This window comes from Streptomyces sp. NPDC050211 (assembly GCF_040656035.1).
In the GTDB taxonomy this organism is placed as follows: Bacteria; Actinomycetota; Actinomycetes; order Streptomycetales; family Streptomycetaceae; genus Streptomyces.
On the sequence record NZ_JBFALC010000063.1, the window covers coordinates 24,996 to 41,815 of the forward strand.

19 protein-coding genes are annotated in these 16,820 nt (G+C 71.2%); 8 read left to right on the forward strand and 11 right to left on the reverse strand.

The genetic code is table 11. The features are described 5' to 3' along the window. Nucleotides 1-40 precede the first annotated feature (40 nt). The 4 genes from AB0I98_RS39850 (at nucleotide 41) to AB0I98_RS39865 (ending at nucleotide 3,863) form a co-directional block, all read left to right on the forward strand. Nucleotides 41-274, forward strand: a complete 234-nt coding sequence (locus AB0I98_RS39850) for a hypothetical protein (RefSeq protein ID WP_301978814.1) — start codon at nucleotides 41-43, stop codon at nucleotides 272-274. Between the two features lie 81 nt (nucleotides 275-355). Beyond that, entirely contained in the window at nucleotides 356-1,153 is a 798-nt protein-coding gene (locus tag AB0I98_RS39855) for an SURF1 family protein (protein ID WP_362950455.1), read from the forward strand. A 161-nt stretch (nucleotides 1,154-1,314) separates the two neighbouring features. After that, the gene (locus tag AB0I98_RS39860; RefSeq protein WP_362950457.1) at nucleotides 1,315-3,102 is read left to right on the forward strand and encodes a glycoside hydrolase family 15 protein; all 1,788 of its coding nucleotides are present in this window, start codon (nucleotides 1,315-1,317) and stop codon (nucleotides 3,100-3,102) included. 5 nt (nucleotides 3,103-3,107) lie between these two features. Then, nucleotides 3,108-3,863 carry an SDR family oxidoreductase gene (locus AB0I98_RS39865; protein WP_362950458.1) on the forward strand — a complete coding sequence of 252 codons (756 nt, stop codon included), beginning with the start codon at nucleotides 3,108-3,110 and terminating at the stop codon, nucleotides 3,861-3,863. Nucleotides 3,864-3,946: 83 nt separating this feature from the next. Here the strand turns inward: AB0I98_RS39865 and amaP are convergent, their stop codons facing one another. From amaP to AB0I98_RS39890, 5 genes are read right to left on the reverse strand one after another with little or no spacing between them, the layout of a single operon-like run. After that, a complete protein-coding gene (amaP, locus tag AB0I98_RS39870; protein WP_362950459.1) occupies nucleotides 3,947-4,534 on the reverse strand; it encodes an alkaline shock response membrane anchor protein AmaP in 588 nt (195 codons plus the stop codon). Continuing rightward, the gene (locus AB0I98_RS39875) at nucleotides 4,531-5,193 is read right to left on the reverse strand and encodes a DUF6286 domain-containing protein (protein WP_362950461.1); all 663 of its coding nucleotides are present in this window, start codon (nucleotides 5,191-5,193) and stop codon (nucleotides 4,531-4,533) included. The genes amaP and AB0I98_RS39875 overlap by 4 nt, the downstream gene beginning before the upstream one ends. After that, a complete protein-coding gene (locus AB0I98_RS39880) occupies nucleotides 5,190-5,573 on the reverse strand; it encodes a hypothetical protein (protein WP_362950462.1) in 384 nt (127 codons plus the stop codon). Before AB0I98_RS39880 ends, AB0I98_RS39875 begins: the two co-directional genes overlap by 4 nt. After that, nucleotides 5,570-5,755 (reverse strand): hypothetical protein, encoded by a 186-nt coding sequence (locus tag AB0I98_RS39885; RefSeq protein WP_328441322.1) that lies wholly within the window; start codon nucleotides 5,753-5,755, stop codon nucleotides 5,570-5,572. The genes AB0I98_RS39880 and AB0I98_RS39885 overlap by 4 nt, the downstream gene beginning before the upstream one ends. 33 nt (nucleotides 5,756-5,788) lie before the next feature. Continuing rightward, nucleotides 5,789-6,274 carry an Asp23/Gls24 family envelope stress response protein gene (locus AB0I98_RS39890; RefSeq protein WP_362950464.1) on the reverse strand — a complete coding sequence of 162 codons (486 nt, stop codon included), beginning with the start codon at nucleotides 6,272-6,274 and terminating at the stop codon, nucleotides 5,789-5,791. Nucleotides 6,275-6,361: 87 nt separating this feature from the next. On the opposite strand from AB0I98_RS39890, the gene AB0I98_RS39895 reads away from it, so the two are divergent. After that, complete coding sequence (locus AB0I98_RS39895; protein WP_362950465.1) at nucleotides 6,362-7,075, forward strand: nucleopolyhedrovirus P10 family protein; 714 nt, start codon at nucleotides 6,362-6,364, stop codon at nucleotides 7,073-7,075. A 4-nt stretch (nucleotides 7,076-7,079) separates the two neighbouring features. Here the strand turns inward: AB0I98_RS39895 and AB0I98_RS39900 are convergent, their stop codons facing one another. The 3 genes from AB0I98_RS39900 to AB0I98_RS39910 all read right to left on the reverse strand — a co-directional run bounded on the left by AB0I98_RS39900 (nucleotide 7,080) and on the right by AB0I98_RS39910 (nucleotide 10,205). Further along, nucleotides 7,080-7,901, reverse strand: coding sequence for an enoyl-CoA hydratase/isomerase family protein (locus AB0I98_RS39900; protein ID WP_362950466.1), 822 nt, complete (start codon nucleotides 7,899-7,901; stop codon nucleotides 7,080-7,082). A gap of 137 nt (nucleotides 7,902-8,038) precedes the next feature. Then, nucleotides 8,039-8,260, reverse strand: coding sequence for a helix-turn-helix domain-containing protein (locus tag AB0I98_RS39905; RefSeq protein ID WP_004002281.1), 222 nt, complete (start codon nucleotides 8,258-8,260; stop codon nucleotides 8,039-8,041). Nucleotides 8,261-8,606: 346 nt separating this feature from the next. Further along, the gene (locus tag AB0I98_RS39910; protein ID WP_362950467.1) at nucleotides 8,607-10,205 is read right to left on the reverse strand and encodes an ABC-F family ATP-binding cassette domain-containing protein; all 1,599 of its coding nucleotides are present in this window, start codon (nucleotides 10,203-10,205) and stop codon (nucleotides 8,607-8,609) included. A gap of 308 nt (nucleotides 10,206-10,513) precedes the next feature. Between AB0I98_RS39910 and AB0I98_RS39915 the strand changes: the two genes are divergently transcribed. Beyond that, nucleotides 10,514-10,927, forward strand: coding sequence for a VOC family protein (locus AB0I98_RS39915; RefSeq protein WP_362950468.1), 414 nt, complete (start codon nucleotides 10,514-10,516; stop codon nucleotides 10,925-10,927). A gap of 46 nt (nucleotides 10,928-10,973) precedes the next feature. Here AB0I98_RS39915 and AB0I98_RS39920 read toward each other — a convergent pair whose 3' ends face one another. The 3 genes from AB0I98_RS39920 to AB0I98_RS39930 form a co-directional block, all read right to left on the reverse strand. After that, nucleotides 10,974-12,365: a hypothetical protein gene (locus AB0I98_RS39920; protein WP_362950470.1), complete on the reverse strand. Its 1,392-nt coding sequence runs from the start codon at nucleotides 12,363-12,365 to the stop codon at nucleotides 10,974-10,976. Nucleotides 12,366-12,534: 169 nt separating this feature from the next. Continuing rightward, nucleotides 12,535-13,662, reverse strand: coding sequence for an alpha/beta fold hydrolase (locus AB0I98_RS39925; protein WP_362950471.1), 1,128 nt, complete (start codon nucleotides 13,660-13,662; stop codon nucleotides 12,535-12,537). 99 nt (nucleotides 13,663-13,761) lie between these two features. Further along, nucleotides 13,762-14,493, reverse strand: coding sequence for a class II aldolase/adducin family protein (locus AB0I98_RS39930; protein WP_362950472.1), 732 nt, complete (start codon nucleotides 14,491-14,493; stop codon nucleotides 13,762-13,764). Between the two features lie 196 nt (nucleotides 14,494-14,689). Between AB0I98_RS39930 and AB0I98_RS39935 the strand changes: the two genes are divergently transcribed. Both AB0I98_RS39935 and AB0I98_RS39940 read left to right on the forward strand, forming a co-directional pair. Then, nucleotides 14,690-15,439, forward strand: a complete 750-nt coding sequence (locus tag AB0I98_RS39935; protein WP_362950474.1) for a lysozyme — start codon at nucleotides 14,690-14,692, stop codon at nucleotides 15,437-15,439. A 144-nt stretch (nucleotides 15,440-15,583) separates the two neighbouring features. After that, nucleotides 15,584-16,819, forward strand: coding sequence for an inorganic phosphate transporter (locus AB0I98_RS39940; protein ID WP_362950475.1), 1,236 nt, complete (start codon nucleotides 15,584-15,586; stop codon nucleotides 16,817-16,819). Nucleotide 16,820: the final 1 nt, after the last annotated feature.

Genomic DNA, 16,820 nt, shown 5'->3' on the forward strand with positions numbered 1-16,820 from the left:
CGTCTCGCCCCGGCCACGGCGACGGCCCACCCTGTGGCGCATGGCGACATGTGAAGTTTGCGGCAATCACTACGGAATGACCTTCGAGGTCCACGCACAGGGCGCGGTGCACGTCTTCGACTGCTTCTCCTGTGCGATCCACCGCATGGCACCCATCTGCGAGCACTGCCGCGTCCAGATCATCGGGCAGGGCGTCGAGGTCGAGGGCCACTGGTTCTGCGGGGCCCACTGCGCCCGCGCGGAGGGGAAGGTGGGGATCGTCGACAAGGTGTGAGCCCCCGGGCCCCCGCCCTGGCCCCGCACCCGACCCATACCCGCCTGAACACACCCCACGACCGAGTTGTACGGTCGTGGGGTGTACCGCTTCCTGTTGTCCCGGCAGTGGGTGATCCTCACGCTGGTCGCTCTCCTCCTCATCCCCACGATGATCAGGCTGGGCATCTGGCAGATGCACCGCTACGAGACGCGCACCGCCCGGAACCAGCTCGTCGCCGACGCGCTGGCCGCGAAACCGGTACCCGTGGAGAAGCTGACCTCCCCCGGACACACCGTCACCGACGACGAGCGCTACCACAGGGTGACCGCGAAGGGCCGCTTCGACACCGACGACGAGGTCGTCGTCCGCCGCCGCACCAACTCCGACGACGAGGTCGGCTATCACGTCCTGACCCCGTTCGTCCTCGACGACGGCAAGGTCCTGCTCGTCAACCGCGGCTGGATCCCCGCGGACAGCCCCAGCCAGACCACGTTCCCCAAGATCCCCGCACCGCCCCGCGGCGAGGTCACCGTCACCGGACGGCTGATGCCCGACGAGACGACCGAGGCGAGCGGCATCAAGAACCTCAAGGGCCTGCCGGACCGGCAGATCATGCTGATCAACAGCGAGCAGGAGGCGCGGCGCCTCGACGCGCAGGTGCTCGGCGGCTATATCGCCCAGACGGCACCCGAGCCGAAGGGCGACACCCCGGAGCTGCTCGGCAATCCCGGCAACGAGGACGCGGCGCTGAACTACGCGTACGCCATCCAGTGGTGGCTGTTCGCCGCGGGCGTCCCCGTCGGCTGGGTCATCCTGGTCCGCCGCGAGATGCGTGAGCGGGCGAGGGAGCAGGACGGGTCGGACGACACCGCGCCGGCCGAGCCCGCGACGGTGTAGACCGACCCCGCCACCTTCCGGGCCGCCACTCACCCGGCCGTCGCTCACCCCGGCCGCCACTCGCCCGGCCGTCGCTCACACCGGCCGTCGTTCTCTCCGACTCTCACTCTCCCGGCCCCCCAAGGGATTGCCCCTCACCCCTGCCGGGAACCCGGAACCCCGTGCACCCCCGCATCGAGGACTACGCCCTCATCGGCGACGAACAGACGGCGGCCCTGGTCGGCCGGGACGGCTCGGTCGACTGGCTGTGCCTTCCCCGCTTCGACTCGGCCTCGTGTTTCGCCAAGCTGCTCGGCGACGAGGAGAACGGCCACTGGCGGATCGCCCCCAAGGACGCGAACGGCGGGTGCGCGCGCCGCGCCTACCGTCCCAACACCCTCGTCCTGGACACCGAATGGGACACCGACGAGGGCTCGGTCCGCGTCACCGACCTGATGCCGCAGCGCGACCGCGCCCCCGATCTCGTACGCGTCGTGGAGGGCACCGGCGGCCGGGTCACCGTCCACAGCACACTCCGGCTCCGCTTCGACTACGGCTCCATCGTGCCGTGGATGCGCCGCTCCGACGGCCACCACGTGGCCGTCGCGGGCCCGGACTCGGTGTGGCTGCGCAGCGAGCCCGAGGTGCGCACCTGGGGCGAGGGCCTCGCCACCCACGCGGAGTTCACGGTCGAAGAGGGCGAGAGGGTCGCGTTCGTCCTGACCTGGCACCCCTCGCACGAGCCGCGTCCGCCGCTGGTCGACCCGTACGAGGCACTGGACGCGAGCGTCGGGGACTGGCAGGCCTGGGCCGAACGCTGCCGCTACGACGGCCCGCACCGGGACGCGGTCATACGCTCCCTGATCACCCTCAAGGCCCTCACCTACAAGCCGACCGGCGGCATCGTCGCCGCCCCCACCACCTCGCTGCCCGAGGAACTCGGAGGTATCCGCAACTGGGACTACCGCTACTGCTGGCTGCGCGACTCCACCCTCACCCTGGGCGCGCTGGTGGCGGCCGGTTACCGGGAGGAGGCCGAGGCCTGGCGCGACTGGCTGCTGCGCGCGGTCGCCGGCGACCCGGCGGACCTGCAGATCATGTACGGCCTCGCGGGCGAGCGGCGGCTGCCGGAGTACGACCTGCCGTGGCTGTCCGGCTTCGCCGGGACATCGCCCGTGCGGATCGGCAACAAGGCCGTGAATCAGCTGCAGTTGGACGTGTACGGCGAGGTGATGGACTCGCTGGCGCTGGCCCGGCGCGCGGGCATGGCCGCCAAGCCGCACATGTGGGCCTTGCAGCAGGAGCTGCTGGAGTGGCTGCGCGAGAACTGGCAGCAGCCGGACGAGGGGCTGTGGGAAGTGCGCGGGGGCCGCCGCCAGTTCGTGCACTCGAAGGTGATGGTGTGGGTGGCCGCGGACCGGGCCGTGCGCGCGCTCGAGGAGAAGCCGAAGCTGGGCGGCGACCTCGACGGCTGGCGCGCATGGCGCGACGAGGTGCACGAGGAGGTGTGCGAGAAGGGCTATGACGCCGAGCGGAACACCTTCACCCAGTACTACGGCTCACGCGAACTCGACGCCTCCCTGCTGCTGATCCCGCGAGTCGGCTTCCTGCCCGCGGACGACCCGCGCGTGATCGGCACCGTCGACGCGATCCGCGCGGAGCTGAGCCACGGCGGTTTCATGCGCCGCTACAGCGCCGAGGAGACGGTCGTCGACGGGCTGCCGGGCGGTGAGGGCACCTTCCTGGTCTGCTCCTTCTGGCTCGCGGACGCGCTGCACACGACCGGCCGCACCGAAGAGGCGCGCGAGCTGTTCGAACGGCTGGTCGGGCTCGCCAACGACGTGGGGCTGCTGTCCGAGGAGTACGACCCGGTCGCCGGCCATCAGCTCGGCAACTTCCCGCAGGCGTTCAGCCACGTCGGTCTGGTGAACACCGCCCTCGCCCTGTTCGGGGGCGACACGGCAGGATAGGACCCATGGATCTTGGACTGAAGGACCGGGTGTACGTCGTCACCGGGGCCACCCGTGGGCTGGGCAACGCGGCCGCGCGTGAGCTCGTCGCCGACGGGGCGAAGGTGATCATCACGGGGCGGGACGGCAAGGCCGCGATGGAGGCCGCGGTCGAGCTGGGCGCCCACGCGGTCGGCGTTGGCGCGGACAACGCCGATCCGGAGGCGCCGGCGCGGCTCATCGCGGCCGCGCGCGAGCACTTCGGGAGGTTCGACGGGGTGCTGGTGAGCGTGGGTGGGCCCGCGCCGGGGTTCGCCGCGGACAACACGGATGAGCAGTGGCAGGCGGCGTTCGAGTCGGTGTTCCTCGGTGCGGTGCGGTTCGCTCGTGCGGCGGCCGGGGAGTTGGAAGCGGGCGGGGTCATCGGGTTCGTACTGTCTGCGTCTGTGCACGAGCCGATTCCGGGGTTGACCATCTCCAACGGGCTGCGTCCCGGGCTGGCCGGGTTCGCGAAGTCCCTGTCGGACGAGTTGGGGCCGCGGGGGATTCGGGTCGTCGGGTTGCTGCCGTCCCGGATCGATACGGATCGCGTGCGCGAGCTGGATGGGATGTCGGCGGATCCGGAAGCTACTCGGGCGGCGCATGAGTCGCGGATTCCGTTGCGGCGGTATGGGACGCCGGAGGAGTTCGGGCGGGTGGCGGCGTTTGTGCTGTCTCCGGCTGCGTCTTATCTGACGGGGGTCATGTTGCCTGTGGATGGTGGGGCTCGGCACGGGTTCTAATGCGCCGTTGCCGGGTGCGGGTTTGTGGGGGCTTGTCGCGCAGTTCCCCGCGCCCCTTCGGGGCGCTGCTCCTCCCGTGCGTTTCAAGTCACCCTTTCTGCTCGGTGCTTGACCGCCCTCAGTCTTACCTCCGCCGGGAGTGACTTGAGGCCCGCTGAGTCCCTCGCATGGGCCAGGGCCTGGGTTGTGAGGTGGTTGAGGGCCTCGGCCGGGTCTACGTGGGGTTCCAGGAGGAGGCGGACTCGGGCCTCGGGGGTGCTGCGGCGGCCGGTGAGTTCGGCGTGGGCGCGGGCTACGCCGTCCAATTGGCTTGCGTCTCCGGCGAGTACGCCTTCCAGGGCTCGGCCGCGGAGGAGGGCGCCCTCGCCGTCGCCGGTGTCGACCAGGACCTCGGCGAGGCGGCGTCGGCGCAGTTCGGCGGTGAGCCACCACAGGGCGAGCAGGAGGAGGACGGCGAGTACGGCGATGACGGTCGGCCACCACCAGCCGTCGTCCCGCCAGCGGGTGCGTTCGGCGTCGCTGAGCAGTACGTCGTGCTGCCCGTCGTGGATCCACCAGGAGGGCGGGTTCAGGCCGAGGCCGACGGCGAGCACGGAACCGCCGATCAGGATCAGCAACAGGCCGACGATGCCGAGCAGCACGCGATTGACGATCCTGAGCACCGCGCTCACCCCTTCCGTCCGGGGCGCCGGACATGCACCGACAGGGCGGGAGGCCGGGCGAGCCCCAGGCCCTTGATCGCGTCGGCGAGTGTGGTGTCCAAGTCGGCGCGTACGTCGTCCAGTTCGCGGAAGTGGGAGATCGCGCGGACGTCGGCCCGGGCGCGGCCCATCCGGACCCGTACCGACTGCACGCCGGACACCTCCATGGCCCGGTCGCGCAGCACGAGGGCGGCCGCGTCCCGGTGGAGGCCGGCGCGTACGTCGGGGTGGGTGCGCCGCATCGGCAGTACGGCGCGCAGGCCGGGCGTGGCGGCGAGCAGGATCAGCCAGAGGCCGAGGGCCGCGGCGATGCCCGCGCCGACCAGCACCCAGGTGTCGTCGAGGGGGCGTTCGGCGAGTTGGGTGGCGAGTTCGCGGCGCCAGGCCATGGCGGGCCGGTCGGCGCGCACGGCGGCGATGTCGTAGAGGAAGGCACCGGCGATCAGCAGCAGGAGCAGCGCGACGATCGCGGCCGGGACGCGACGGGCGGACCAGAAGCGGCCGCCGTTCTCACCGCCGACGGGTTCGTAGTCCGCCGCGGAGGCGGACTGGCTGTGTCCGCCCTCGTCGGCGGCCTTCTCCAGGACGGGCAGCCGCTGAGTGCTCTCGGCCCCCTGGGACTCGCTCATTGGGTCCTCCCCTGTGCCACGCCGGGTACCGCTACCGGATGCAGCCGCTCCACGTGTAGGGCCACTTCGTGCACCTCCATCCCCACGAGAGCGCTTACCCGCTGGGTGACATGCCGACGCACGGAGGCGCACTGACGGCCGACGTCGGAGGGGTAGCCGAGGTCGAGGCTGACGCGGACGCGGGCGGTGTCGTGGTGGACGACGACCGAGGCGTGCGGCGGAGAGGCGTTCGGCGGCAGTGCGCCCAGCGCCTCACGCGCCGCCTGGGAGGCGATCTTCGCCACCACCCGGTCGGCGATCCGCGTGGCACCGCGCTCTCCCGGCGGTACGGCGATCCCGGGTCTGGGGAGCTCGGCGGCCCCTTCGCTCACGGACGTCACCGCCGTCGGTCGTCACGCGTGCGGAAGAAGTCGCCGATGTCCAGGTCTCCCTCCAGGAACCGGCCGACCACGAACCCGATGGCGCCCAGCGCCGCCACCAGCAGGAAGGCGCCGAACCCGCCGAAGTACCCGGCGAAGCCCAGGGCCATTCCGGCGATCATGCCGATCACAGCCATGCTCATGGTGCGCTCCTTGGCGGTTCGGTCGCCGACGGGTCACTGGATCCGCGGTTCCTGCTCCTCTTCTTCTTCCTCCGGAAGCTTCACATCACTCACCGCGATATTGACCTCGACCACCTCGAGCCCCGTCATCCGCTCGACGGCCGCGATCACGTTCTCGCGCACATCCCGTGCCACATCTGCGATCGAGACGCCGTAGTCGACGACGATCTCCAGATCGAGCGCGGTCTGTACCTCTCCGACCTCGGCCTTCACGCCCCGTGTCACGGACTTGGACCCGCCGGGCACGCGGTCCCGTACGGCTCCGAAGGTCCGCGACAGCCCGCTTCCCATGGCGTGTACGCCCAGGACATCCCGGGCGGCCAGCCCGGCGATCTTCTCCACTACCCCGTCGGCGATGGTGGTCCGCCCCCGGGTCGCCGGTTCCCCGCCCCCGCGTTTGGTTGCCTTGCGGGTCTGCACCGGCGGCTCGTTCTCGCCCTCCGGGGTCTGCGTCCGGTTCCGCTCCGTCATATCGGTCATCGCCGTACGTCCCTTTCGGTCGTCGTCCTGTGACCACGGTAAGTGCGGTTCCGCTCCCGCGCGCCAGGGATGCGGCAGGCTGGAGCAATGACGTCCGACCGGTTGGCGCAGACGGTACGACAGCAGCTGGGGCTGGGCAGGCTCGTCCCGCTGGGCGGCCCGCACGACGGCGCGTGGATCACGGAGGCGGCGGCCGGGGCGGTGCTCCGGCGCGCGGCGGAGACGGTGCGCGGGGTACGCCTCGGCGCACTGCGGATCGCGCTCACCGATCCGGACGACGCCCACGAGCCCGCCGTACCGCCTCCGCCGAGCGCGCTGCCACCCGGCCCGCTCCGCCTGACGGCGGACTTCGGGGCGACACCGTCGGCCCCGCTGCCGACGACGGCGTCCAGCCTGCGCGAGGCGCTGGCAACGGCGGCCGCGGAACGGCTCGGGCTGACGGTCACGGAGGTCGACCTACGGGTGACGGCCCTGCTGGACGAGGACACGGAGGCCGAGCCCGTGCGACCGCCCGAGCCGAGGCAGGCTTCGGAGGTCCGGGACGGCGACGAAGCCCGCGCGGCCGAGGCGGCTCTCGGCGTCCCGGGCGTGACCGCCCTGACGGGCACGCTGGGGCGGGCGGTCCACATCGAGGAACGGCAGGTCGACGGCGCCGCGCTGCCGCACCGCCATGTGCGCCTGGAACTGGCGACGGACGCGGACCGCCGGCCCGTGCAGGTGGCCCGGGAGGTCCGCGTCGCGGTGTCGAGCGCGCTTCAGGACGGCCCGACGGTGGCGGTGCTGGTCACCGCGGTCGTCTGACCGCTCATTCGCCCAGCCCGGCCAGCTCCCTGAGCCGCCGGGCCTGCGCGGCCCGCTCTGCCGCGTGCTGCTCCTCGTAGGTCCGCTCACCGGCCCCGCGCAGCAACGCCTTCGTCTCGATCACGGCATCCCGGGGCGCGGCCAGGATCGCGGACGCCAGGTCCGCCACGGCCGCGTCCAACTGCTCACCCGACACGGCGAGGTTCGCCAGCCCCGTACTCACCGCTTCCTCGGCCAGGACGAAGCGCCCGGTCACGCAGATCTCCAGCGCCCGCGCATACCCGACGAGCCCGACCAGCGGATGCGTGCCGGTCAGGTCCGGCACCAGTCCCAGGCTGGTCTCGCGCATGGCGAACTGCACGTCGTCGGCGACGACGCGCAGATCACACGCGAGGGCAAGCTGGAACCCGGCCCCGATGGCATGCCCCTGGACCGCGGCGATGGACACGAGGTCGCTCTGCCGCCACCAGGTGAAGCCCTCCTGGAACCCGGCGATGGCCGCGTCCAGTTCGGCGTCGCTGCCGCGTGCGAGGTCGATGAACGACGGCTCGCCCTCGATGCCTTCGGGCGTGAACATCTGCCGGTCGAGACCGGCGGAGAAGGACTGACCCTCCCCGCGCAGCACAACGACCCGCACACTGCCCGGCAGCAACCGCCCGGCCTCGCCCAGCGCACGCCACATAGCGGGGCTCTGCGCATTGCGCTTGGCCGGATTGGTCAGCGTCACCGTGGCGATCGCGTCGTCGACGGTGAGCCGTACGCCGTCCTTGTCGAGTACGGGACCTTCGGGACCTCGGGACACAACGTCCTGGTCGGGCGAAGCCATGGGGCGCCTCCGATGTGTGCGGTCGTCCTGGATGCCGTACCACACCGCAGGCATCCTTAAGTGACTGCACAGTAACCACCCGGCCGCTCAGAAGACCGACCGGGTGGCCACCATCGAAAGCGAGGGGCCGCCCGGACTCAGGACGATGCGGCCTTCTTGCCCCGAGTCGCCCCGCCGCGCCCACGCAGCGTGACGCCCGACTCGCTGAGCATCCGGTGTACGAAGCCATACGAGCGGCCGGTTTCCTCGGCCAGCGCCCGGATGCTCGCACCGGAGTCGTACTTCTTCTTCAGGTCTGCCGCGAGCTTGTCGCGCGCGGCGCCGGTTACCCGGCTGCCCTTCTTCAGAGTCTCGGCCACCCGTGCCTCCTCATGGGAAGTGCGCTCTGGTCCCCTCATGATCACCCCTCCGGGCCTTGATGGCCACCCATTCGGCAAGGTCCGTAAGACAGGGTTTTGACGACAGGAGCGCATCCCCACATGCGGAATCTGTAATTCAGCTCGGAGCTGTCCGTACGGCCGAACGGGTTGTTCCGTGAAGTGCCTGGTCAGCGACGTACGACGGCCGAGCCCTTGTCGATAAAGGACTCGGCCGTGAAATCGATGTAGGACACACCTCGGTACGAGGAGATCTCACACAGATGATGGATCAAGGATGAGCCGAATGATCCATACGCTGTGGATCACGCGTGGATCACGCTTTCGATCAAGCCAGGGCGACGAGATCTGCGTAGTCGGCACCCCACAGGTCCTCGACTCCGTCCGGTAGCAGAATGATCCGCTCCGGCTGGAGCGCCTCGACCGCGCCCTCGTCGTGGGTGACGAGGACGACCGCGCCCTTGTAGGTGCGCAGCGCGCCGAGGATCTCCTCGCGGCTGGCCGGGTCGAGGTTGTTGGTCGGCTCGTCGAGGAGCAGGACGTTGGCCGACGACACCACGAGGGTGGCCAGGGCGAGGCGGGTCTTCTCGCCGCCGGAGAGGACACCTGCCGGCTTGTCGACGTCGTCGCCGGAGAACAGGAACGAGCCGAGCGTCTTGCGGACCTCGACCAGGTCGAGGTCGGGGTTGGCGGAGCGCATGTTCTCCAGGACCGTGCGCTCGGGGTCGAGGGTCTCGTGCTCCTGCGCGTAGTAGCCGAGCTTGAGGCCATGGCCCTCGACGACCTCGCCGGTGTCGGGCTTCTCGACGCCGCCGAGGAGACGCAGCAGGGTCGTCTTGCCGGCGCCGTTGAGGCCGAGGATGACGACTCGGGAGCCCTTGTCGATGGCAAGATCGACGTCCGTGAAGATCTCCAGCGAGCCGTACGACTTCGACAGGCCCTCGGCCATCAGCGGGGTCTTGCCGCAGGGCGCGGGCTCGGGGAAGCGGAGCTTGGCGACCTTGTCGGAGGCGCGGACCGCCTCGAGTCCCGCGAGCAGCCGGTCGGCCCGCTTGGCCATGTTCTGCGCGGCGACCGTCTTGGTGGCCTTGGCGCGCATCTTGTCCGCCTGCGAATGCAGTGCGGCGGCCTTCTTCTCGGCGTTCTGCCGCTCGCGCTTGCGGCGCTTCTCGTCGGCCTCGCGCTGCTGCTGGTAGAGCCTCCAGCCCATGTTGTAGACGTCGATCTGGGCCCGGTTGGCGTCCAGGTAGAAGACCTTGTTGACGACCGTCTCGACCAGGTCGACGTCGTGGGAGATCACGATGAAGCCGCCGCGGTAGGTCTTCAGGTAGTCCCGCAGCCAGACGATCGAGTCCGCGTCGAGGTGGTTGGTCGGCTCGTCGAGCAGCAGGGTGTCCGCGTCGGAGAACAGGATCCGGGCCAGCTCGATACGGCGGCGCTGACCGCCGGAGAGCGTGTGCAGGGGCTGGCCGAGCACCCGGTCGGGCAGATTGAGCGCGGCGGCGATGGTGGCGGCCTCGGCCTCGGCGGAGTACCCGCCCTTGGTGAGGAACTCGGTCTCCTGGCGCTCGTACTGCCTGAGCGCCTTCTCCCGGGTGGCGCCCTGGCCGTTGGCGATGCGCTGTTCGTTGTCGCGCATCTTCTGGATCAGTACGTCGAGGCCGCGCGCGGAGAGGATGCGGTCGCGGGCGAGGACGTCGAGGTCGCCGGTGCGGGGGTCCTGCGGGAGGTAGCCGACCTCGCCGGAGCGGGTGATGGTGCCGCCGGCGGGGTTGCCCTCACCGGCCAGGCACTTGGTGAGGGTGGTCTTGCCGGCGCCGTTGCGGCCGACCAGGCCGATGCGGTCGCCCTTGGCGACTCGGAAGGTGGCGGACTCGATGAGGACGCGGGCACCGGCGCGCAGCTCGATACCGGAGGCGGAGATCACGGTCAGACTCCAGGGCGGAGGGGGTTGGCAGGTGGGCGGCTGAGGACGTTCCCGCCGTCTAATGCGCGAGGAGAATGGCCATAGCGGCAATTCTAACGGGGCGGTGCAACCGCTTTTCCGGCGTTCCGGCGTCCGGGCCGCCCGCCGCGGACCTCGTTGCTGCCAGTCCGGTGTGTCAGCTGCGGGTGCGTCGTGGCTGGTCCCGCAGTTCCCCGCGCCGCGGTCGGGAGGGCGTTGTCAGTGGTGGGTGCGAGACTGACGGCAGGCAGCAGGATTCCGGTGATTTCCAGCACAAGGGAGTGATCGTCATGGCGGGGACGGGCGGCGCGAGTCCGAGCATCTACCCGACAGTGCTGTACGCGGACGCCAAGGCGGCGATCCGGCAGCTCACGGAGGCCTTCGGCTTCACCGAGCTGTCGGTGTACGAGGGCGAGAACGGCTTGGTGTCACACGCGGAGCTGGTGCAGGGCAACGGCGCGGTGATGCTCGGCTCGAAGGGCCGCGGGGGCCGTTTCGACGAGCTGATGAAGGGCGCGGGCCCCGCCGGGGTGTACGTCGTGGTGGACGACGTCGACGCCCACCACCAGCGTGCCGTGGACCACGGCGCGGAGATCCTGATGCCCCCGACGGACCAGGACTACGGCTCGCGTGACTACATGGCCCGGGACATCGAGGGCAACATCTGGAGCTTCGGCACGTACGCCCCCGAGATAGGCGGCTGAGCGAACTCGACGAAGACGACACATCCCGGCACCACCGGCGGACCGCTCACCCGCCGGTATGCACCTGGAAGGCTGCACGGCGTACCGCCTTGGCCAGCGCGGGGTCGGGGTGTGCCGCCGCGAGGGCGACCAGGACCTGCACGGTGCGGGGGTGCCCGACGGCACGGACCTCGTCGAGCAGCATGGGGACCGTCGGCTGCACCGCGGACTCCAGGTGCCGCACGAGCATCGGCGCCTCACCGTGGTCGGCGACGGCCGCGGCCGAGTCGACCCACAGCCATGTGGCCTCTTCCCGGGTGAGGACCTCATGCGCGTCCTCCGGATCGAACCCGTCGTGCTCGGCGAGCCACAGCAGGGCGTACGGCCTGAGCGTCGGCTCGTCGGCCACGGCGCGTACGTCGGGCTCGGCGGGGGCGCCGACGACGCGCAGTGCCTCGAAAGCGAGGCCGCGCAGCAGGGCGTCATCGCCACGGGCGGCGTCGAGCAGCTCGGTGACGGCGCTGCCGACGGGGCGGGCGGCGAGCCAGGCGCGGTACTCGTCGCGGGCCGCCTTCGGGCGGAGCTGGGCGCAGCCGCGGAGCATCTCCTCGGCGGCGACCTCGATGTTCCCGGCGGGGCTCTGCGCGGCGACGCAGATCTGCTCCAGCTTGACCCAGACCGCCCAGCTGCCGAGCGGGGTCAGCGTGGCCTGCCCGTCGCCGCAGGTGAGGGCGCCGACGGAGGCGAGGGCGTGCAGGGCCCAGTCGAGGAGCGGGTCGAGGGGGGTGTCGGCGGGCTCCGCGGCCGGCTCGGGCTGCGGACCGTAGGGGATCTCGCAGCGTTCGGTGCGCAGTTCGGTGACCCGCTGCTGCAGGAGGTCGAGGAGCTGCTCGACCGGGACGGGACCGGCGGAGAGCTGGAGGAAGGAGAGCACTTGGGGCATGGCCGAGACGACCTCGGCGACGGCGGCGGGCTCGTGGTCCGCGGGTTCCGGATGGGCGAGCGACCAGGCGTCGAAGAGGGCGACCCAGCCGCGCAGTACGGCGCTGTCGTCGCGGTCCCAGGCGCGTAGCCGCCAGCCGGGGCGGGCGCTGTCGCCGTGCACCTCGACGAGGCCGGCGAGGCGGGCGGTGTCCCAGTCGGCGCGGACCTGAGCCGGGGTCAGGCCCAGGTCCCTGGCCGCCAGTTCGGCGGTCGTGTCGGAGAGGGTGCCCTTGCCGTCGGGGCTCGCACCGTAGCGGCCGGGGTGCAGCGCGGCGTCGGCCCAGTGGGCGACACGGGCCGCGGAGGCCAGACCGGAGCGAGCCATTCTGGCCAGCTCCGCCCGGGCCGGAGTGCCCTCCGGGGGGCGCGGGGCGGGGCGGCTTGAGCGCCGCTGGTTCATCGCTCGGGGGGCGGCGGCCAGGGGTCGCGGGCGGACGAGTCGAAGCCTGGAGTCGCGCGGGATACGGGACGTCACGGGTGCAGTCTTCCGGTTGACGGTCCGAAAACCCAAACGGAATGTCACGGCGGGCGACGGGGATGGCCAACGCACGGGGTCCTGCGGGCGGCGGAGGGCCGAGAACAGGCCAGCGATACGGCGTTAAACGGAATCTGTGGGACCGGGTGGTATCGGGGCGGACGGGAGGTCACATCAGCGGGGTCAGAAAGCGGCGCAGCGTCTCTTCGTAGGACTGCGGGTCGACGTTCCACATGGCCGCGTGCGGGGCGCGCTGGACCGTGTGGAGGGAGATCAGGTCGGTGCGGCTGTCGGCGAGGCGGCGGGAGAGGGCCCAGGGGGCCACCGTGTCGTCGGGGCCGTGGAAGATCAGCGTCGGCACCGAGAGCCGGCCGGGGTCGGCGGCGTCGGTGATGCGGTCCCCGTGCAGCCCGGTGCGGCCCTGTGCGGCGCGGACCGCCAGCGGCAGCAGGGCACCCGGGGTGCGCCGGGCCGAGGCCAGGGCGCGCAGCGTGGTCTCCCAGCTGAGCACCGGGGAGTCCAGGACGAGCCCCGAGACGCGCTCGCGCTGCCCCGAGTGAGCGGCGGCGCGCAGCGCCATGGTGGCGCCGGTGGACCAGCCGTGCAGGACGACCTGCTTGGCGCCGTGGCGCACGGCGTAGTGGATCGCCGCGTCCAGGTCGTGCCACTCGGTCTCGCCGAGGTGGTTCAGGCCGTCCGGGGAGCGGGGGGCGCCGGGGTCGCCGCGGTAGGCGATGGCCAGCACCGGGAAGCCGCGGCGGCCCAGGAACTCCATGAGGTTCATGGCGTGCTCGCGGGTGCTGCCGAGGCCGTGCACCGCGATGACCCAGATGTCCCGTACGCCGGGCACGAACCAGGCGGGCAGGGAGCCGAGTTCGCCGGGTATGTCGACGTCGGTGTGGTCCAGGCCGAGGACGTCGCCGGGGTTGCCGACGTACACGTTCGGGGTGAGCCACACCTTGTCGCCGGGCTCGAGGGTGCCGTGGGTGACGCGTTCGAGGCGGCGTACGACGGTGTCGGCGGAGTGGTTCGCCGTGCCGAGGACGGGGCCGACGACGGCGTGCGAGGCGTCGCTGGCCAGGCCGTAGGTGCCGGGGCGCAGGGAGGCCAGGGCCCGGGTGAGCGCGATCTGGCCCGCCGCCGTCGCATGCACGGTGAGCCGGGGTTCGCCGGGCAGGGGCCGTCCCGGTGGCACCCTCAGCGCGGCGTCGCTGGCGAACCGTCCGGCGGCCACGCTGGCCGCGCCGGCCGCCAGGGCTACGGTGACGGCCGCGGCCGCCGTTTTGACAGTGCGCACGGGTTCAGTGTCCTGGCGGACCCGGCTGTCGGCCAGCCGGGGGACAGATGAGCGGCGCGGAAGACAGCGGCGGGCGCCCCAGCCCACGCTCCTTCACCCTCACCCCCGCTGCCCGTACCCCCGCAGCTTCTCCCCCGCCTCCCGCAGCTGCTCCTCCGACAGCAGGCTCGGGGACAGGCCCGGCACCGAGGAGGCCGTGAGCCAGAGGCGGCACATCCACTCGAGCTGGGCTGTGCGGTCGTAGGCCTGGTCGAGGGTGGTGCCGTAGGCCATCGTGCCGTGGTTCTGGAGGAGGCAGGCGGAGCGGCCGGTCAGGGCCTGGAGCATGTTCTCGGCCAACTCGTCGCTGCCGTACGTCGCATATGGGGCGACTCGGACGGGTCCGCCGAGCGCGCCGGTCATGTAGTGGATCGCCGGGAGCTCGGTGACGAGGGTGGAGACGGCCGTGGCGTGGACGGCGTGGGTGTGGACGACGGCGCGGGCGTCGGTCGTGCGGTGGACGGCGAGATGCATGGGCAGCTCGCTGGTCGGGACGAGGGTGCCGAGCACCTGCCGGCCGTCGAGGTCGACGCCGGTCACGTCGTCCGGCGTGAGGCGGTCGTAGGGAACGCCCGACGGTGTGACCAGGACCGTGTCCCCGACGCGCAGCGAGACATTGCCGGACGTGCCGACGACGAGCCCGTCGGCCACGGTCCGGCGGGCGGTGGCGACGAGCTCCTCCCAGGCGCGCACCTCCTCCTGGAGCACACCCCTCCCCCATCGCTCCCCCACAACCTGTGACCCCTCCCGGGCCTCCCGCCCGTCTCCCTGATCCCGCCGCTGCTCAGCCATGCCGCGATCCTGCCAGGCGCGGCGTCAACCCGCCGTCAGGCGGGGGCACTTTAGGGCGGAGGACCGACCTCCGGAAGGGTGCATACAGGGACGTAACCCCCTCGCTCCTGGCTTGGCCGGAGATCGATGAGCGCCCAAGGACGTACCAGTACTCTCTGGGGGATTTGACGTGCACGTCGCCATTCCGGGGGGAAATATGGCTCGTGATCGCAAACCGTTCCGTCGCCGCGCCCAGGTGATAGCGGCCTCCGTGACGGCGCTGACCGTCGGGGGAATCGCCCTCACCGAGGTTCCGGCCTTCGCCGCGAGCAAGCCGAAGGGACACGACGTCTCCTCGCACCAGAAGAACGTCAACTGGAGGAGCGCGGCGAGCAAGGGCGCCAAGTTCGTCTACGTCAAGGCGACCGAGTCCCACACCTACCGCAACCCGTACTTCGGCCAGCAGTACAACGGCTCGCGCAGCGCCGGCCTGGTCCGCGGGGCCTACCACTTCGCGCTGCCCAACAAGTCGTCGGGCAAGACCCAGGCCGCCCATTTCGTGCGCAACGGCGGCGCCTGGCGGGCGGACGGCTGGACTCTGCCGCCGGCGCTCGACATCGAGTACAACCCGTACGACAAAAGGCACAAGTGCTACAACATGAGCAACTCCAGGATGGTCGCCTGGATCAAGTCGTTCAGCAACGAGGTCAAGCGGCTCACCGGACGCCGCCCGGTGATCTACACGACCGCCCACTGGTGGAACACATGCACCGGCAGCAGCCGGGCCTTCGCCTCGAACCACGCGCTGTGGGTCGCCCGCTACAACTCGTCGACGGCGGGAACGCTGCCGGCGGGCTGGGGGGTCTGGACGTTCTGGCAGTACGACAACAGCGGCAGCCTGCCGGGTGACCAGAATCTCTTCAATGGGTCCCTGTCCCAGCTGAAGAAGTTTGCCCGAGGCTCCTAACCCTTGGGATGTCTGGGCCGCGCGCGTCCGGCGGTGCGACAACCGCCACGCCAGGACACCGTGCGGCCCTTCCTAGTTCATCTTCCGTTCATCCAGGTTACCTACGTTCAACCGGCCAACGACCTCGAACGATTGCCTGGGTAAATGGAAAGCTTCTCGCTGATCCTCGCGATTGTGGTGATCACCGCTCTCGCGTTCGATTTCACGAACGGTTTCCACGACACCGCCAACGCGATGGCCACGACCATCTCGACCGGTGCGCTCAGACCCAAGGTCGCGGTGGCGATGTCCGCCGTCCTCAACCTCGTCGGCGCCTTCCTCTCGGTGGAGGTCGCCAACACCATCTCCAAGGGGCTCGTCGACGAGACCGGCATACGACCCGAGGTCATCTTCGCCGCCCTGGTCGGCGCGATTCTCTGGAACCTGCTGACCTGGCTGGTCGGCCTCCCGTCCAGTTCCTCGCACGCCCTCATGGGCGGTCTGATCGGCGCCACCATCGCCTCGGCCGGCGTCGGCGCGGTCCACGGCGACGTGCTCGTCACCAAGGTGCTGATCCCGGCGATCGCCGCCCCGCTCGTCGCGGGCATCGCCGCGCTGCTCGCCACCCGGCTGTCGTACTCGCTCGGCAAGAAGGCCGACGGCAAGGCGGCCGCGAAGGGCTACCGCGCCGGGCAGATCGCCTCCGCCGGTCTGGTCTCCCTGGCCCACGGCACCAACGACGCGCAGAAGACGATGGGCATCATCACCCTCGCCCTGGTCACCGGCGGCGCCATCGCCCCCGGCTCGAACCCTCCCACCTGGGTGATCCTCTCCGCGGGCGTGGCCATCGCGCTCGGCACCTACCTCGGCGGCTGGCGCATCATCCGCACCATGGGCAAGGGCCTGACCGACCTCCAGCCGCAGCAGGGCTTCGCCGCCCAGACCAGCGCGGCCACGGTCATCCTGGCCTCGTCCCACCTCGGCTTCTCCCTCTCCACCACGCACTCCGTCTCCGGCGCGGTGATGGGCGCGGGCCTCGGCCGCAAGGGCGGCGTCGTCCGCTGGTCCACGGCCACCCGGATGTTCGTCGCCTGGGGCCTGACACTGCCGGCGGCGGCCCTGGTCGGAGCGATCGCGGAGTACGTGACCGGCTTCGGCAGCTGGGGCACCGCCCTGGTCGCCGTCTTCCTGATCGCCTCCAGCGCCGCGATCTGGCAGCGCTCCCGCCGCGAGGTCGTCGACCACACGAACGTCAACGACACGACGGAGGAACCGGCCGGCGTGGTGACGACGGCGATCGCCGCGGTGACCCCGCCGCCCACGGGCACGGCGACCGACGAGCTGACGGCCACGATCCCCGCCCCGGCCTCCGAACCGGCGCCTTCGCAGGCCACGGTCTGAC

Excerpts from the sequence above, each read along its gene's own strand:
- AB0I98_RS39850 (WP_301978814.1), top strand. The coding sequence starts at position 41 with ATGGCGACATGTGAAGTTTGCGGCAATCACTACGGAATGACCTTCGAG.
- AB0I98_RS39865 (WP_362950458.1), top strand. The coding sequence starts at position 3,108 with ATGGATCTTGGACTGAAGGACCGGGTGTACGTCGTCACCGGGGCCACC.
- AB0I98_RS39875 (WP_362950461.1), bottom strand. The coding sequence starts at position 5,193 with ATGAGCGAGTCCCAGGGGGCCGAGAGCACTCAGCGGCTGCCCGTCCTG.
- AB0I98_RS39885 (WP_328441322.1), bottom strand. The coding sequence starts at position 5,755 with ATGAGCATGGCTGTGATCGGCATGATCGCCGGAATGGCCCTGGGCTTC.
- AB0I98_RS39890 (WP_362950464.1), bottom strand. The coding sequence starts at position 6,274 with ATGACCGATATGACGGAGCGGAACCGGACGCAGACCCCGGAGGGCGAG.
- AB0I98_RS39895 (WP_362950465.1), top strand. The coding sequence starts at position 6,362 with ATGACGTCCGACCGGTTGGCGCAGACGGTACGACAGCAGCTGGGGCTG.
- AB0I98_RS39900 (WP_362950466.1), bottom strand. The coding sequence starts at position 7,901 with ATGGCTTCGCCCGACCAGGACGTTGTGTCCCGAGGTCCCGAAGGTCCC.
- AB0I98_RS39915 (WP_362950468.1), top strand. The coding sequence starts at position 10,514 with ATGGCGGGGACGGGCGGCGCGAGTCCGAGCATCTACCCGACAGTGCTG.
- AB0I98_RS39930 (WP_362950472.1), bottom strand. The coding sequence starts at position 14,493 with ATGGCTGAGCAGCGGCGGGATCAGGGAGACGGGCGGGAGGCCCGGGAG.
- AB0I98_RS39935 (WP_362950474.1), top strand. The coding sequence starts at position 14,690 with ATGGCTCGTGATCGCAAACCGTTCCGTCGCCGCGCCCAGGTGATAGCG.
- AB0I98_RS39940 (WP_362950475.1), top strand. The coding sequence starts at position 15,584 with ATGGAAAGCTTCTCGCTGATCCTCGCGATTGTGGTGATCACCGCTCTC.